This window comes from Gordonia jacobaea (genome assembly GCF_001186365.1).
Classification (GTDB): Bacteria; Actinomycetota; Actinomycetes; order Mycobacteriales; family Mycobacteriaceae; genus Gordonia; species Gordonia jacobaea.
In genome coordinates this window covers 72,533-87,095 of sequence record NZ_LDTZ01000013.1, presented here as the reverse complement: position 1 = coordinate 87,095, position 14,563 = coordinate 72,533, and the positions used below count along the sequence as shown (strand labels likewise).

Below are 14,563 nucleotides of genomic sequence, written 5' to 3'. Positions count from 1 at the left end.
CCTACTCGAACACGCCGGTGTGGTGGCGCACCGCAGCGAACTCGGTGCGATCGGGATAGTGCGTATCGAGTTGCACCGAGATGACGTCGAATCGGATATTCGGCCAGAACATCTCCTGCTCGGTGAGCCAGATCCGTGTCAATCGGCGCAGACGCGACAGCTTGTCGGCGGTCACCGCCTGCGCGGGATCACCGAACACCCGACTGGCCCTGGTCTTGACCTCGACGACGACCAACGTCGGGTCAAGGACAACGTTGTCGTTGGCGATCAGATCGATCTCGCCGTACCGACAACGCCAATTCCGTTCCAGGACAGACCAACCCAGACCGACGACGTAACTGGCTGCCAGATCTTCACCCAGCTGCCCGATGAATGCCCGCCGATTCGGACGCCCTTCCGACGACTCGCTTCTCATGCCACAACAGTGGCCGACAGCGACGACGAAACAGCGAGAGAACTCAGATCAGTGCGCGAGTTGTGGAAAGACCGCCGCCTGTGGACAGACGACGGTCATGACACTCACGGCTCGTCGGGTAGCCGTAGTTCAGGCTTCTCGAGCTCTTCGATGTTGACGTCCTTGAACGTGATCACCCGGACCTGCTTGACGAAGCGAGCAGGACGGTACATGTCCCAGACCCACGCGTCGCTCATGCGGAGCTCGAAGTACACCTCGCCATCGGTGTTGCGAGGGACCATCTCCACGGCATTGGCGAGATAGAAGCGCCGCTCGGTCTCCACCACGTAGGTGAACTGGCCGACGATGTCCTTGTACTCCCGATACAGGGACAACTCCATCTCGGTTTCGTACTTCTCGAGATCCTCAGCGCTCATCGGTCAAGCCTATCGCGATCGGGTTCTGACGGGAGGTCTGGTCGGGGTCGGCGACGTCGGGCGGCGACGTTGCGATACGACATCCGGTGCTGGTGGGAAGGGCCATGCGCGTCGAGGCACGCCATGTGGTGTGCGGTGCTGTAGCCCTTGTGGATGGCGAAGTCGTAACCGGGAACCTCGTCGTCCATGGCGACCATGATTCGATCACGTGTGACCTTCGCGAGGATGCTCGCGGCCGCGATACACGCCGCAGCGCCGTCGCCGCCGATCACCGGGAGCGACGGGGCGGTCAGCCCCGGCACCGCGAAGCCGTCGGACAGGACATATCCCGGCGTCACGTCGAGCTGGGCGACCGCGCGTCGCATTCCCTCGATATTGGCGACGTGGATACCGATCCGGTCGATCTCGTCGGCCTCGATGACAACGACCGACCAGCTCGCGGCATACCGCGTGACCGCACGGTAGAGGGTTTCGCGCGTGGCCTCGGAGAGGCGTTTGGAGTCGTCGAGATCAGCCAAAGACGCCAGCTGAGTTGGTTTGAGGACGCATGCCGCGACCACCAGCGGGCCGGCACACGCACCGCGACCTGCTTCGTCGACGCCTGCGACCGGACCAAGACCACCGCGGTGCAGCGCGAACTCGAACGTTCGCAGTCCCGAGGCCCGGCGGACCGGCGACCTCGGTGGCCATGAACCCACGATGCTGCGACTGGTCACTGCTGCGGGTTGATCGAGCCGACACCACCGATCCGCGACACGGGGTAGATGATGAAGCGCACCTTGCCGCGGACGTCGGACACCGGAACGGTGCCCTGCAGCTCGTCGGTGACGTGATAACGCGAATCCGCCGAGTACTCGCGGTTGTCGCCCATGACCCAGAGGTTGCCGTCGGGCACCTTGATGGGGCCGAAGTCGGGACCGTAGCAACTGGTCACCTGGTTGTCGGGCTCACCGGACTGACCCGACGCCACGTCGCGCGACTGAAGGCTCTTGTCGATGTAGGGCTCGTTCAACGGCTTGCCGTTGACCTTCACGCCCACCCCTTCGGAGTTGCGACATTCGACGGTCTGGCCGCCGGTGGCGATCACGCGCTTGACCAGATCGTTCTCGTCGGGCGGCGCGAAACCGAACCACGACAGTCCGTTCTGCAGACCGTGAATGACCGCATTACTCGACCGCGGCGACTCCCAGTCGCCATCCCACGACGAGGTCGGGGCACGAAAAACGACCACATCGCCGGGCTGGGGATCGCCGAAGCGATAAGCCAGCTTATCGATGACGATGCGGTCGTTGGTGCAGCCCTGACATCCGATGAGCGTCGACTCCATCGACTCCGACGGGATCACGTACTGACGACCGATGAAGGTCTGCAGAATCCACGTCACCAGGAGAACGCACGCGACTATGATGATCGTCTCACGTAGCCATGAACCACGTTTTGATCGCGGTTCGGCGTCGTCATCCTTGGTGCGCCAGGGGCGCTCCTCGGAATCCTCGGACCGGCCGTCGGCAGTGTCTGCCGGACGTGAATGGGCGTCGTCTGCGTCGGAGTGATTTGCCGCGCTGTGTTCGGAAGCCACGTCGTCAGGGTAGACGCGTCAGCGCTTTTCCTTGATCTTGGCTGCCTTGCCGCGCAGATCGCGCAGGTAGTACAGCTTCGCGCGACGCACGTCACCGCGAGTCAGAACGTCGATCTTCGCGATGTTGGGGCTGTGCACCGGGAAGGTACGCTCCACGCCGACACCGAACGAGACCTTGCGAACGGTGAAGGTCTCGCGGACACCGCCACCCTGGCGACGGATGACGACACCCTTGAAGACCTGGACGCGCTCCTTGGAACCTTCGATGACCTTGACGTGAACGTCGAGGGTGTCACCGGGGCCGAACGCGGGGATGTCGTCGCGCAGCGACTGCTTGTCGAGGAAGTCCAGGGTGTTCATGATGTCGTTGTTCCTTAATGTGGCTACTGGTGAACAGAGGAACCTGGCGGCCCACGCCATTGGCGTCGGTGTTCCGACGGTGTGGCGTCAGGGATCGAACCGGTTCGTGCTCCGAGTCATGCCCGAGGGCCGATCGACGGCCTCAGGCAACCCGTCCATTGTGCCAGAGCACCAGGCAGGAAGTGAAATCGCGCATCCGAGGCTCGAGTCGGCGCTCGTATCCGCGTCTCACATTCGCGGCGATGGCGGCGACGCCACCTCGACACCCTCCGCCACCAGCACCGATGCGATTCCCTGCGGCATCGTCATAGCCGACGCCACGATCACCGGTGTCAGCCCTGCGCGTGCCATCTCGGCGACGATCGCGTATTCAGGAGGGCCTCCGTCGCCCGCGAGCAACTCACTGGGGGCGATCGCGAAGCCCGGACGCTGATACGGCTGCGGGTCGCTGGTTGCGACGACCCTGACCTGGCCGCCGTCGGCGTCGGTTCCGACACCGATCGCGACGCGCATCCATTCGGAGAAGGGCGATGGCAACGATGTCTGCAATAGCGCTGCGCGCTCGATCAGCCATGCCGGGTCGATATCGGCTCCACTGGACCGGCCTCCGACAGCACTCACGCCCTGCAGCGCACCACCCGCCGCCACCCCCATCGCACCGAGACCGGCGAAGCCACCCGCTGTCATCATGCCGCTGGTCGCAGCGGGCGGATTCGAGTTGGTTCGCTGTTCTGCCTCGTCCCTGAGCACTGCATTGTCCGAGTGCACTGCATTGTCCCAGGGCACCGCGGAGTGGCCGGCATCCCCGGCGCGCTCGGTGTACTCGTCGCCGGCGGCGGAGAGCGCGTAGCGACCCGCACTCGCCGCCGACACCCGAGCGGAGTCGTCGCCGAGTGCATCGGCAACCGAACCCGCCAGGCGGTCGCGGTCGGCGATGGACGCGAGCACCGTCATCTCCGATCGCGCGTCGGCGGTCGCCAGCGCGAAGGTGTCGAGCGATTCGGCGAACACGGCGAATCGATCGGCGACACTGCGCATGCCGTCGACATCCGACGTCACCTGCGTGAGCGCGTGGATCAGCCCGTCGTGAAAGCGTCCCGACCCGTCGTGATCTCGCCGGAGCGCGTCGACGACGTCGGCGAGATCGCGCAGTTCGTCGCCGATTCCGCGGAGTCGACGGCCACATTCGACGAGCGCGGCGTCGTCGGCGGTCGGCCAGCACCCCGGCGCGAGCGACTCGGCAAGCCGTCGAAGCTCCTCTGTCGCACCGACTGTCGGGTGCGCGACGTTGTTCACGGCGTGCGCCCGTCTGCTCCTGCGCTCTGACCGTGGGTGCGGAATTGGGCGTCGAGTTCACGGTCGGCGTCGACCACCTGGCTCACCCCGGCCGCGGCGTTGGCCGCGATGACAGCCAGCGCCTTGGACACCGATTCGACCCCGCGCAGGCACCCCTGTTCCGCACGCGATGCTCCGAGACGGAAAGCCTCGGCGGGTGCACCCTGCCCCGTGGACGCGTCGACGACGAGCCCCACGGAGATCAACTCGTCGCGCATCGTATCGACGCATCGGGCGATCTCGGACAGCCGACGACTCAGATCGGCGTTGGCCAGTCCGTCGACACGCATGACCGACGCGTCGTCGGGGCGCGAGCGCGACGGGTCGCTCATCGGGGCGCCCGGTCTCGGCCAGCAGGGACCTCGTCACCGTTACGGCGTACGTCGGAATAGTCCGGCCTGAGTTCGGACACGGTGTGCAACAGGCGCTCTCGCTGATCGCGAAGCTCTGAGTCTGCGCGCGCGACGAGCTCGACAATGGTCGCGGCGAGTTGATCAGCACGGTAATGGCGCAATGCGGCAGGTCGAATGTCGACGTCGCGCACGAGTCCTCGCGACCCGACGGTGACGCTCACCAACCGATCGGGAGTCGACGCCTGCGCGGTCAGCCGATCGAGTTCGCCTGCGACTCTTGCCAATTCGACGCGCTGATGGTCGACGTCGTCGAGCATGCGTGTCCATCGATCCCGCACAGCACTCCCCTCCCCACCCGGCCAACCGCTTCGCTGTCGCCGCCCGGTTTGCGGAGATCATAACCGGCCATTCGCCGGCACACGCCGCCTCGACGCACACCTGTGGATATCGCGACCGCCAGGGAGCTCCGGAGCGTCAGTCGTCGAGCAGGTCGGGTCTGCGCTCGCGAGTTCGTTCCAGCGACTGCTCGTGACGCCATGCGGCGACTTTGGCGTGGTCGCCACTGAGTAGGACGGGGGGAACGTCGAGTCCACGCCACTGCACGGGTCGCGTGTAGCTCGGACCTTCGAGCAGCCCGTCGGAAAACGAATCCTCCTCGTGCGAGCGCGGATTGCCGAGGACACCGTCGATGAGCCGCACGGTCGCCTCGATCATTGCCATCGCGGCCACTTCGCCACCGATCAGCACGAAATCGCCGAGGGAAACCTCTTCGACGCGCACGCGCCGCGCGGCGTCGTCGAAGACGCGCTGGTCGATTCCCTCGTACCTACCGCAGGCGAACACGAGATGCTTTTCGCGGCTGTAGCGCTGCGCGGTTTCTTGCCGGAACGGAACTCCCGCGGGCGTGGGGACCACGAGGAGGGCGCCATCGGGACACACCTCGTCGAGACACGGTCCCCAGACCTCGGGTTTCATCACCATGCCCGGTCCGCCACCGTACGGCGAATCGTCGACGGCGCGGTGCACGTCGTGGGTCCAGTCGCGCAGATCGTGAACGCCGACCTCGATCGCACCCTTATCGATTGCCTTGCCCAGCAACGCCATTCGCAGAGGATCGAGATACTCGGGAAAAATAGAGACGATATCGATGCGCATGGGATCGGCACGAACCGAATCCGTTCGCGGTGAGTCGCTCATGACTCGCCGACGTCGAGCAGCCCGTCCGGCGGGTCGATCACGATGCCGTCGAGTCCGACAGTCGGCACGATCTCGCGCACGAACGGCACCAGAACCTCGCGCCCATCAACCGTCTTCACGGCCAGGAGATCGTTGGCGGGCAGATGCAGTACCGAGCCGACAACGCCGACTCGTTCACCGTCGACGGTCGTGACTTCCACGCCCTCGAGTTCGTGGTCGTAGAACTCGTCCGGATCGTCGCCCGAGTCGACGTCGGCGCTGTCGATGAGGAAGAGGGTGCCGCGCAAGGCGTCGGCCTCGGTGCGGTCGGACACCTCGGCCAACGACAGCAACAGCCGCCCGGCGTGCTGCCGGGCGGCTGTCACTGTGTAGTTCTTCTCGTCTCCCCCACGACCGGGGCGGCCGCGGACGACCGAGCCGACCACGAAGCGTTCCTCCGGAACATCGGTACGCACGTCGACGACGACTTCACCACGGATACCGTGTGATTTCGCGACACGTCCGACGACGAGATCCATCGTGGAGCGTCTACTCAGCGGTCGGTGTCGACGATGTCGACGCGCACACCACGGCCACCGATTCCGGAGACCAGCGTGCGCAGCGCGGTTGCCGTACGACCGTTGCGACCGATGACTTTGCCGAGATCCTCGGGGTTCACGTGCACCTCGACGAGGCGGCCACGGCGACCGGTGATCAGCTCGACGCGCACATCGTCGGGGTTGGCCACGATTCCGCGGACGAGATGTTCGACCGCGTCGGCGACGACAGCGCTCACGCCTCGTCCTTGGCGTCACCAGCAGCAGCCTCGGCCGGAGCCTCGTCTGCGGCAGGCGCATCGTCGGCCTTCTTGGCGGCCTTCTTCTTCGGGGTGGTGGCCTCGGCGACAGGCTCGCTGTCGGCGGCTGCGAGTGCCGCGTTGAACAGGTCGAGCTTGGAGGTCTTGGGCTCGGCGACCTTCAGCGTGCCCTCGGCACCGGGAAGACCCTTGTACTTCTGCCAGTCACCAGTGATCTTGAGGATCGCGGCGACAGGCTCGGTCGGCTGTGCGCCGACAGTCAGCCAGTACTGCGCGCGCTCGGAATCGACCTCGATGAGGCTCGGCTCTTCCTTCGGGTGGTACTTGCCGATGGTCTCGATCACCCGGCCGTTGCGGCGGGTCCGAGAATCGGCGACGACGATGCGGTACTGCGGGTTGCGGATCTTGCCGAGCCGCGTGAGCTTGATCTTGACAGCCATGTGTTGCTTCTCCAGTGGTCACTGCGCAATTCAGCAGCCCGCCGGAACTGGCGGACCCGGTTTTGCGATCTATTCGGGTGTGACCGTCGGGCGGTGCGTAACCGGTCCGACGAACCGAGGATCCATTGTGCCAGACGCCACCGAGGAGGCGAAATCGCCGCAAGTGCGGGGCCGACCACGCGTATGGAGCATGCGGATGCCCACCCCGCGACAAGGCACACGCATGCTCCATACGACACCTGACGGACCCACGGACCACACGACCACGCCCGCCCCCCAACACGAGCGTTGCGCGAGGCCATAACCGAGATCAGGACCGCCGACACGCCTTAATGCAACGTGGGTGCCACGCTACTAGGCGGTAACAACGGAGACCATGGCATAAAAAGTGGTGTACCTCACACCGGATGCCACTCAGCCGACGTGCTCGCCCGCGCACACCACAGCGCGTGGGCGTCGAAGCGTCGAGAGATCCACCCGTGGATCGTCGTCGAGGACGAGGAAGTCGGCGCGATCGCCGTGCTCGAGCGTTCCCGCGCCGAGCCAGCGCCGCGGTTCGGTGGTCGCCGATGCCAGGGCGCCCGCGGCGCCGAGTCCGATACCTGCGAGCCGCTCGACCTCGTCGACGATTCGCCCGTGCTCGATGAATCCACCGGCGTCGGTGCCCGCGTAGATCGCGACGCCCGCCTCCCGCGCCGCGGCGAAGGTGTCGGGCGCATCCGCGTGCAGTTTGCGCATATGTGCGGCGTAGGTCGGGTACTTGTCTGCGCCCGAGGCGATCTCGGGAAAGTTGTCGACCTGAATCATCGTGGGCACCAAGGCAATCGACTTCTCGACGAGCGCATCGATCTGATCAGCGTGCAAGCCGGTTCCGTGCTCGATGCAGTCGACGCCTGCCGCGATGAGGTCGTCGAGCCCGTCACCGCCGAACACGTGCGCGGTGATACGAGCGCCCGCGTCATGCGCCGCCGCGACCGCCCCGTCGAGTTGGGTTCGGGTCCACAGCGGGGCGAGGTCGCCCACCTCACGGTCGATCCAGTCACCGACGAGCTTGACCCAGCCGTCGCCCGCGGCGGCCTGTCGCGCGACCTCCGCGGCCAGCTCGTCGGGGTCGTCGAGCTCGATGCCGTACCCGCGCAGGTACCGCTTCGTGCGCGCGATGTGTTTGCCGGACCGGACGAACAGTGGTCCGGCGTCGGCATCGAGCGGGTGGGTGTCGAGCGGTGACCCGACCTCGCGGATGAGCAGCGCCCCGGCTTCGGCGTCGGCGCGGGCGAACGCGCGAGCCTGCTCGATGGTCACACCGAGTCCCGGCGCGATTCCCACATGATTGTGCGCATCGACGAGTCCCGGAACGATCCAACCGTCGGTGGCGACGGTCGTGGCGTCGGACACCGGCTCGCGCGAGATGGTGTCACCGACCACCCACAACTCGACGATCTCATCGGTCAACGGATCGTGACCGCGATAGTGACGTGCCGTCGACGACCCGCGACCGCTCACGGCTGCTACTTCTTCTTGGGCTGCTGGAACTGCGAGATATCGATGCCTTCGAGGCCCGGGGGCAGTTCGTCGAGTCCAGCGGGCATGCCCGAGAGATCGGGGAAACCGCCGGGCATGCCGGGGAAACCGCCGCGCACCTTCGGCGGTGTCGGGCCGCGTCCCTTGGCCTTACCCTTCTTGCCCTTGCCCTTTTTCCGGTTGGTCTTGCGAGAACCGCCGCCCAAGCCCATACGACCGGACATCTGGGCCATCATCTTGCGCGCCTCGAAGAACCGGTCGACGAGCTGATTGACCTCGCTGACCGTGACGCCCGAGCCGTTCGCGATGCGAAGTCGGCGTGAGGCGTTGATGATCTTCGGGTTGTCACGCTCGGCGGGCGTCATGCCCCGGATGATTGCTTGCACGCGGTCGAGCTGCTTGTCGTCGACCTGCGAGAGAGCGTCTTTCATCTGGTTGGCGCCCGGCAGCATGCCGAGGATGTTGCCGATCGGCCCCATGCGGCGCAGCATCTGCATCTGCTCGAGGAAGTCCTCGAGTGTCAGCTCGCCCTGGCTGATCTTCTGTGCGGCGGCCTCCGCCTGCTGGGCATCCCAGTGCTGTTCTGCCTGCTCGATGAGGCTTAGCACGTCGCCCATGCCGAGGATGCGGCTCGCCATGCGGTCGGGGTGGAAGACGTCGAAGTCCTCGAGCTTCTCACCAGACGACGCGAACATGATCGGCTGACCAGTCACCTCGCGAACCGAGAGTGCTGCACCGCCGCGAGCGTCGCCGTCGAGTTTGGTGAGAACGACACCCGTGAATCCGACGCCGCTCTGGAAGGCTTCCGCGGTGGCCACCGCGTCCTGACCGATCATCGCGTCGACGACGAAGAGAACTTCGTCGGGCTGGGTTGCCTCGCGGATGTCGGAGGCCTGGCCCATCAACTCCTCGTCGATGCCCAGGCGACCGGCGGTGTCGATGACCACGACGTCGTAGTGATGGTCGCGGGCCTCCGCGACACCGGCGCGCGCGACGGCGACGGGATCGCCGTGGCTGACCGTGCCGAGGTCGCCCGTCTGGCCGATGCTCGTCCCGGGGTCGGGAGCGAACACCGGAACGCCCGCGCGCTCGCCGACGATCTGAAGCTGCGAGACCGCACCGGGCCGCTGAAGGTCGCAGGCGACGAGCAGCGGAGTGTGGCCCTGCTGCTTGAGCCAGTGGCCGAGCTTGCCCGCGAGAGTCGTCTTACCCGCACCCTGCAGGCCAGCGAGCATGATGACGGTCGGTGGGTTCTTGGCGAACTGCACGCGCCGCGTCTCGCCGCCGAGGATGCCGACGAGCTCCTCGTTGACGATCTTGACGACCTGCTGGGCGGGGTTGAGTGCCTGCGAGACCTCGGCACCCTTGGCGCGCTCCTTGATCCGGGCGATGAACGCGCGCACCACGGGAAGAGAGACGTCGGCCTCGAGTAGGGCCAGACGAATCTCACGTGCGGTGCGGTCGATGTCGGCGTCGGACAGGCGTCCCTTGCCGCGCAGATCCTTCAGCGCACCAGTCAAGCGATCGGAGAGGGAGTCGAACATTGTTCCAGTGTCCCATGAGCCCGCGTGTGCTCGCCGCAGCGGTGCGTCTCGCCGTCACCCCGACCGCCGGTGAGGCGAACGCGATCGTCAGCTGATCGGCACTCCCGAACGCCCGGAGCCTGTCGCACCCGCCGCGCCGTCGCCCTTGTCGTCGTCGGATCGCGGCTGCGGCGGTGGACATGCCGCGATCACGGCATCTGCCAACGCGGTACGCGCCTGCGGGGTGTCGTCGGCCAGACGCAAACAGAAGTTGTCGACGACGGTCGGCCCGAGTGTCGTCACCTTCGCCCACCGGACGTCGGCTCCCTGTTGCTCGATGACCTTGCTGACGCGACTGAGCAGACCCAGGCGGTCGTCGGTGCGCAACTCCATCAGCACCTCGTCGTCCGACGGCGCCGGAGCCCAGAGGACCCGTGGCGGCGCGATGGCAAACAGTGCCGGTACCGCGTTCTTGGGATGCCCGGCACCATCGACGGCGGGATCGGTGCTTCCCGCTGCTGCACCGGCGCCGATCCCCGGGGTGGCGTTGACCGAGCCGATCGTCGGGATCGGTGAACTGCTTTCGCGTGCATCGAGGCGCTCGATGACGTCGATCTTGCCCTCGACGGCCGCAATCAACTGCTGGCGGAGCAGACCGGCCTCCGGCGGCGAGCCGAATGTCGGGACCACGACGAACGTGTTGACCGCGCGGCGTTGTCCGTCCGCCGTCTCGATTCCCTGAACCGTCGCGGAGTGCGACCGCAGCCCGTTCAGGGCGACGACGCCTGCCATCTTCGACAGCAGGCCCGGGGCGTCGGGTGCAACCATCACCACGGTGAACGTGTGCGGTCCCTCGCCCGGAGTGAGGCTGACCGCGTACTCACCGGATTCTGCGAGCGCTCGTGTCTGCGGACTGAGCGGTTCGGGCTCTTCGGGTGTCTCGCCGTCGATCAACCGCATGGTGCGTCGAACGAGGTCGTTGATCAGCGACGCCTTCCACTCACCCCACACACCGGGACCCGTAGCACGTGAATCCGCCTCGGCAAGTGCCGCAAGGAGTTCGAGCAGCACCCTGTCGTATCCGAGGGTCTCTGCGACCTCGGTCGCGGTCGCGGGGTCGTCGAGGTCGCGTCTCGTCGCGATCGTCGGAAGCAGGAGGTGGTGGCGCACCAAGTCGGAAAGCACGTCGACATCCTGCGGCCAGAGTCCGAACCTGTTGCCCACCTGTACGGCGAGTTCGGCCCCGACGACGCTGTGGTCGGCACCGCGCCCTTTGCCGAGGTCGTGGATCAACGCTCCGAGCACCAGCAGGTCCGGTCGCGAGACGCGGGTGGTCATCGAACTCGCGTAGGCGGCGGTCTCGACGAGGTGCCGGTCGACGGTCCAGGTGTGCACCGCGTCCCGGGGCGGTAGGTCACGCACCGCACCCCACTCCGGCAGGAGCCTGCCCCACAGCCCGGTGCGGTCGAGTGCCTCGATGGGATCGATCATGTGATGTCCGGAGCCGAGCAACACCAGCAGGTCGCTCAGCGCCTCCGCAGGCCACGGTTCGCGCAGTTCCGGTGCGTAATCGGCGAGCCGGGAGAGCGTCGACGCACTGATCGGCAGCCCGGTACGCGCCGACGCCGACGCGACCCGAAGGATGAGCCCTGGATCTTTGCTCGGGATCGCGTTGCGCGCCAACACGATCTCACCGTTGTGCTCGACGACGCCCTCGTCGAGCGGACGTCGGATGGGCGATCGCCGCAGCTTGGAAAGACCGCGGCGCGGTAGTGCATTACCCGCGGTTCGCAAGCCGACGTCGATGGAGTAGCTGATCGTGCGAGCGGAGTCGCTGATGACGCGCGCGAGGTCGAAGCGGTCGCCGATCCGCAGCGACGCACCCATCTCGTCGGCGTCCTGTGCGCGGACCTGCTCCCGCGGGCGCCCGGCGATGCGGTGCAATTCGGTACGGATGTCCAACAACCGGTGATAGGCCATCTGCGGCCCCGCATTCGGCGAATCGGGGCGCAGGCCTCCCATGCCGTCGGTGAGTTGCGCGATGGCGAGCGCGCCGAGGAGTTGGACATCGCGCAGGCCGCCGCGGCCGTTCTTCAAGTCGGGTTCAGCACGATGCGCGATGTCGCCGGCGCGACGCCAGCGATCCTGTGCGTGCTCGACCACTTCGGGGAAGCGGTGTCTGATCTCGGTGCGCCACTGCTGGCGCACTCCCCCGATCAGCAACGACGACAGATCCTCGTCGCCGACGATGTGGCGCGCCTCGAGCAGCCCGAGCGCGGCCGTGGTGTCCTCGGCGGCGACCTGCAGAGCCTGAGGGACGGTTCGCACACTGTGATCGAGCGGAATGTTGGCGTCCCACAACGGATACCAGAGCCCGTCCGCAACTTCCGAGAGCCGTTCGACGGCGAGGTCGTCGTGCAGCAGGATCAGGTCGAGATCGGAATGCGGAAGCATCTCCCCGCGTCCGAGTCCGCCGACGGCCACGATCGCGAGTCCGCTGTGCGGCTTGATCCCGAGCTCGGCGGCCTTACTCGTCAGCCAGAATTCGTGCAGGTCGACCAACACCTGCCGCAGCCCGGCGGCGTCGAGTCTCCCGGCACCTGTCGCTTCGGTGAGTTGCCTACGGGTACGTGCCAGGTCGGTCGCTGCGAGGGGGCCACCGCCCGGTCCCATGCCGGGCCGTGGCCCCGCACCCGACGAATCGTCGGACGCAGGGCCACGGTCGGAGTTGACGAAAGGCAACGGGCCTACAGCGCGTCTGCGCCGCGCTCGCCGGTTCGGACGCGAACGACCGATTCGACCGGGGAGACCCACACCTTTCCGTCACCGATCTTGCCGGTTCGCGCGGCTTCCACGATGACATCGACAACTTTGTCAACGGCCGCGTCGTCCACGACGACCTCGACTCGTACCTTGGGAACGAAGTCGACCGAGTATTCAGCGCCTCGGTACACCTCGGTATGGCCCTTCTGGCGACCGTAACCCTGCACCTCACTGACGGTCATTCCCAGAATTCCAGCCTGCTCCAGGCCGGCTTTGACATCCTCAAGCGTGAACGGTTTCACGATTGCGGTGATGAGCTTCATTGGTTATCCCTCTCCACAGGAATCAGCGTAGTAGTCAACGACCGGGGATTCATGCCAGTTCGTACGCGGTCTCGGCATGTTCGGCCTCATCGATGCCACTCTTCTCCTCATCAGGCTTGACGCGCCAGCCCAGCGGCTTGAGCACCAGAGCGATGATCGTGGTGAGAACACCGGTGAACGCGAGCGCGAATGCGGCGATCACGATCTGCACGACGAGCTGCTTGTAGTCGCCGCCCCAGAACAGGCCGGTGTCCTTGGCCAGGAACCCGATACCGATGGTGCCCCAGAGTCCTGCGACGAGGTGAACACCCACGACGTCGAGCGAGTCGTCGTAGCCGAACTTGTTCTTCAGTCCGATGGCGAGCGCTGCGAGAGCGCCGGCGATCACGCCGAGGATCAACGAACCGACCGGCGTCAAAGCGCCACAGGCGGGGGTGATGGCCACGAGTCCCGCAACGATGCCCGACGCCGCGCCGACGCTGGTGGCGTGCTTGTCGCGCACCCACTCGACTCCGAGCCAGCCGATCATCGCTGCCGCGGTTGCGGCGGTCGTGTTGACCCAGACCTTGCCTGCCGTCATGTCCGCGGCGAGTTCGGAACCTGCGTTGAAGCCGAACCAACCGAACCACAGCAGTGCGGCACCGAGCATCACGAACGGAATGTTGTGCGGACGGTAAGCGGTCCTGCCGAAGCCGACGCGCGCACCGACGATGATGGCCAGCACCAGACCGGCCATACCGGCGTTGATGTGGACGACCGTGCCACCGGCGAAGTCAATCGGCGCGACGTTGGCGGTTCCATCCGAGTTCGTGCCGAACATCCATGAGGCGAAGCCCCTTTCGGCGTTCGACATCAGGCCGCCGCCCCACACCATGTGGGAAAGCGGGAAGTAGACGATGGTGGACCACAGCACGGAGAACACCAGCCAGGTGGAGAACTTCACGCGCTCTGCAACCGCACCCGAAATGAGGGCGACGGTGATGACGGCGAAGGTGAGCTGGAAGGCCATGAAGACGATCGCGGGCACATGGGTTTCGACGCCGGTCCACAGCACATATGTCGGCTTGTCTTCGGTGCCCGCGGTGTTCATCAGCTGATCGGATCCGAAGAGCGAGAACGGATTCGCGAAGATGCCCCAGATATCGGACTCGCCGGTGACTGTATTTCCGAACGACTGCGAGAACCCCCACAGAACGTAGACGATGCTGACCGTCGCGACCGAGCCGAACGACATCATCATCATGTTCAGAACTGCTTTACCCCGAGACAACCCCCCGTAGAAGAAGGCCAGCGCTGGAGTCATCAGAAGAACCATCGACGCACTGGCCAGCATCCATGCTGTATTGCCGGCGTCAGGCTCTCCGAAAACACTATCCGGTAGTGCAGAGACCACTGTAGAAAACCTCCTCAGAGCGCGCCGACGGCTCGGCGCCTGCAAAGACTCTGTCCGGAAGTGGTTTCAGCTGTGGTGCTCCCGTGTTTCGAGCGTGTGAACCAAAGCCCGATTCACATTTCGCGAAGGTAAATCGCCAGGTGAATCGG

At 65.8% G+C, this 14,563-nt stretch carries 17 protein-coding genes; all 17 read right to left on the bottom strand.

The window, feature by feature from the left end; translation table 11 throughout:
* Nucleotide 1 precedes the first annotated feature (1 nt).
* The 17 genes from ABW18_RS00475 to ABW18_RS00395 all read right to left on the bottom strand — a co-directional run bounded on the left by ABW18_RS00475 (nucleotide 2) and on the right by ABW18_RS00395 (nucleotide 14,414).
* Nucleotides 2–415 (bottom strand): YraN family protein, encoded by a 414-nt coding sequence (locus ABW18_RS00475; RefSeq protein WP_064869849.1) that lies wholly within the window; start codon nucleotides 413–415, stop codon nucleotides 2–4.
* A 104-nt stretch (nucleotides 416–519) separates the two neighbouring features.
* On the bottom strand, nucleotides 520–831 hold the full coding sequence (locus ABW18_RS00470; protein ID WP_005176689.1) for a DUF2469 domain-containing protein: 312 nt from the start codon (nucleotides 829–831) through the stop codon (nucleotides 520–522).
* Entirely contained in the window at nucleotides 828–1,529 is a 702-nt protein-coding gene (locus ABW18_RS00465) for a ribonuclease HII (protein WP_049697454.1), read from the bottom strand. Before ABW18_RS00465 ends, ABW18_RS00470 begins: the two co-directional genes overlap by 4 nt.
* Before the next feature lie 14 nt (nucleotides 1,530–1,543).
* On the bottom strand, nucleotides 1,544–2,410 hold the full coding sequence (gene lepB / locus ABW18_RS00460) for a signal peptidase I (protein WP_049697078.1): 867 nt from the start codon (nucleotides 2,408–2,410) through the stop codon (nucleotides 1,544–1,546).
* 18 nt (nucleotides 2,411–2,428) lie between these two features.
* Nucleotides 2,429–2,770 (bottom strand): 50S ribosomal protein L19, encoded by a 342-nt coding sequence (gene rplS / locus ABW18_RS00455; RefSeq protein WP_005204995.1) that lies wholly within the window; start codon nucleotides 2,768–2,770, stop codon nucleotides 2,429–2,431.
* A 228-nt stretch (nucleotides 2,771–2,998) separates the two neighbouring features.
* Nucleotides 2,999–4,066, bottom strand: a complete 1,068-nt coding sequence (locus ABW18_RS00450; protein ID WP_049697077.1) for a hypothetical protein — start codon at nucleotides 4,064–4,066, stop codon at nucleotides 2,999–3,001.
* Nucleotides 4,063–4,437 carry a hypothetical protein gene (locus ABW18_RS00445; protein ID WP_049697076.1) on the bottom strand — a complete coding sequence of 125 codons (375 nt, stop codon included), beginning with the start codon at nucleotides 4,435–4,437 and terminating at the stop codon, nucleotides 4,063–4,065. The genes ABW18_RS00450 and ABW18_RS00445 overlap by 4 nt, the downstream gene beginning before the upstream one ends.
* The gene (locus tag ABW18_RS00440; RefSeq protein ID WP_235434251.1) at nucleotides 4,434–4,796 is read right to left on the bottom strand and encodes a YbaB/EbfC family nucleoid-associated protein; all 363 of its coding nucleotides are present in this window, start codon (nucleotides 4,794–4,796) and stop codon (nucleotides 4,434–4,436) included. Before ABW18_RS00440 ends, ABW18_RS00445 begins: the two co-directional genes overlap by 4 nt.
* Nucleotides 4,797–4,932: 136 nt before the next feature.
* Nucleotides 4,933–5,613, bottom strand: a complete 681-nt coding sequence (gene trmD / locus ABW18_RS00435; RefSeq protein ID WP_049697453.1) for a tRNA (guanosine(37)-N1)-methyltransferase TrmD — start codon at nucleotides 5,611–5,613, stop codon at nucleotides 4,933–4,935.
* Nucleotides 5,614–5,651: 38 nt separating this feature from the next.
* On the bottom strand, nucleotides 5,652–6,173 hold the full coding sequence (gene rimM / locus ABW18_RS00430) for a ribosome maturation factor RimM (protein ID WP_049697074.1): 522 nt from the start codon (nucleotides 6,171–6,173) through the stop codon (nucleotides 5,652–5,654).
* A gap of 14 nt (nucleotides 6,174–6,187) precedes the next feature.
* Complete coding sequence (locus tag ABW18_RS00425; protein WP_005176668.1) at nucleotides 6,188–6,430, bottom strand: RNA-binding protein; 243 nt, start codon at nucleotides 6,428–6,430, stop codon at nucleotides 6,188–6,190.
* Complete coding sequence (gene rpsP / locus ABW18_RS00420) at nucleotides 6,427–6,891, bottom strand: 30S ribosomal protein S16 (protein WP_049697073.1); 465 nt, start codon at nucleotides 6,889–6,891, stop codon at nucleotides 6,427–6,429. Before rpsP ends, ABW18_RS00425 begins: the two co-directional genes overlap by 4 nt.
* A 414-nt stretch (nucleotides 6,892–7,305) precedes the next feature.
* A complete protein-coding gene (locus tag ABW18_RS00415) occupies nucleotides 7,306–8,394 on the bottom strand; it encodes an amidohydrolase family protein (RefSeq protein ID WP_049697072.1) in 1,089 nt (362 codons plus the stop codon).
* A gap of 5 nt (nucleotides 8,395–8,399) precedes the next feature.
* Nucleotides 8,400–9,956: a signal recognition particle protein gene (gene ffh / locus ABW18_RS00410; RefSeq protein ID WP_049697071.1), complete on the bottom strand. Its 1,557-nt coding sequence runs from the start codon at nucleotides 9,954–9,956 to the stop codon at nucleotides 8,400–8,402.
* A gap of 87 nt (nucleotides 9,957–10,043) precedes the next feature.
* Nucleotides 10,044–12,677, bottom strand: a complete 2,634-nt coding sequence (locus ABW18_RS00405; RefSeq protein ID WP_049697070.1) for a [protein-PII] uridylyltransferase — start codon at nucleotides 12,675–12,677, stop codon at nucleotides 10,044–10,046.
* A 5-nt stretch (nucleotides 12,678–12,682) separates the two neighbouring features.
* Nucleotides 12,683–13,021 carry a P-II family nitrogen regulator gene (locus tag ABW18_RS00400; RefSeq protein WP_005176661.1) on the bottom strand — a complete coding sequence of 113 codons (339 nt, stop codon included), beginning with the start codon at nucleotides 13,019–13,021 and terminating at the stop codon, nucleotides 12,683–12,685.
* A 49-nt stretch (nucleotides 13,022–13,070) separates the two neighbouring features.
* The gene (locus ABW18_RS00395) at nucleotides 13,071–14,414 is read right to left on the bottom strand and encodes an ammonium transporter (protein WP_049697069.1); all 1,344 of its coding nucleotides are present in this window, start codon (nucleotides 14,412–14,414) and stop codon (nucleotides 13,071–13,073) included.
* Nucleotides 14,415–14,563: the final 149 nt, after the last annotated feature.

What these genes read in the sequence shown, in the direction of transcription:
- ABW18_RS00400 (WP_005176661.1), bottom strand. Translation starts at nt 13,021, where the DNA reads ATGAAGCTCATCACCGCAATCGTGAAACCGTTCACGCTTGAGGATGTC.
- rpsP (WP_049697073.1), bottom strand. Translation starts at nt 6,891, where the DNA reads ATGGCTGTCAAGATCAAGCTCACGCGGCTCGGCAAGATCCGCAACCCG.
- ABW18_RS00475 (WP_064869849.1), bottom strand. Translation starts at nt 415, where the DNA reads ATGAGAAGCGAGTCGTCGGAAGGGCGTCCGAATCGGCGGGCATTCATC.
- ABW18_RS00470 (WP_005176689.1), bottom strand. Translation starts at nt 831, where the DNA reads ATGAGCGCTGAGGATCTCGAGAAGTACGAAACCGAGATGGAGTTGTCC.
- ABW18_RS00445 (WP_049697076.1), bottom strand. Translation starts at nt 4,437, where the DNA reads ATGAGCGACCCGTCGCGCTCGCGCCCCGACGACGCGTCGGTCATGCGT.
- rimM (WP_049697074.1), bottom strand. Translation starts at nt 6,173, where the DNA reads ATGGATCTCGTCGTCGGACGTGTCGCGAAATCACACGGTATCCGTGGT.
- ffh (WP_049697071.1), bottom strand. Translation starts at nt 9,956, where the DNA reads ATGTTCGACTCCCTCTCCGATCGCTTGACTGGTGCGCTGAAGGATCTG.
- rplS (WP_005204995.1), bottom strand. Translation starts at nt 2,770, where the DNA reads ATGAACACCCTGGACTTCCTCGACAAGCAGTCGCTGCGCGACGACATC.
- trmD (WP_049697453.1), bottom strand. Translation starts at nt 5,613, where the DNA reads ATGCGCATCGATATCGTCTCTATTTTTCCCGAGTATCTCGATCCTCTG.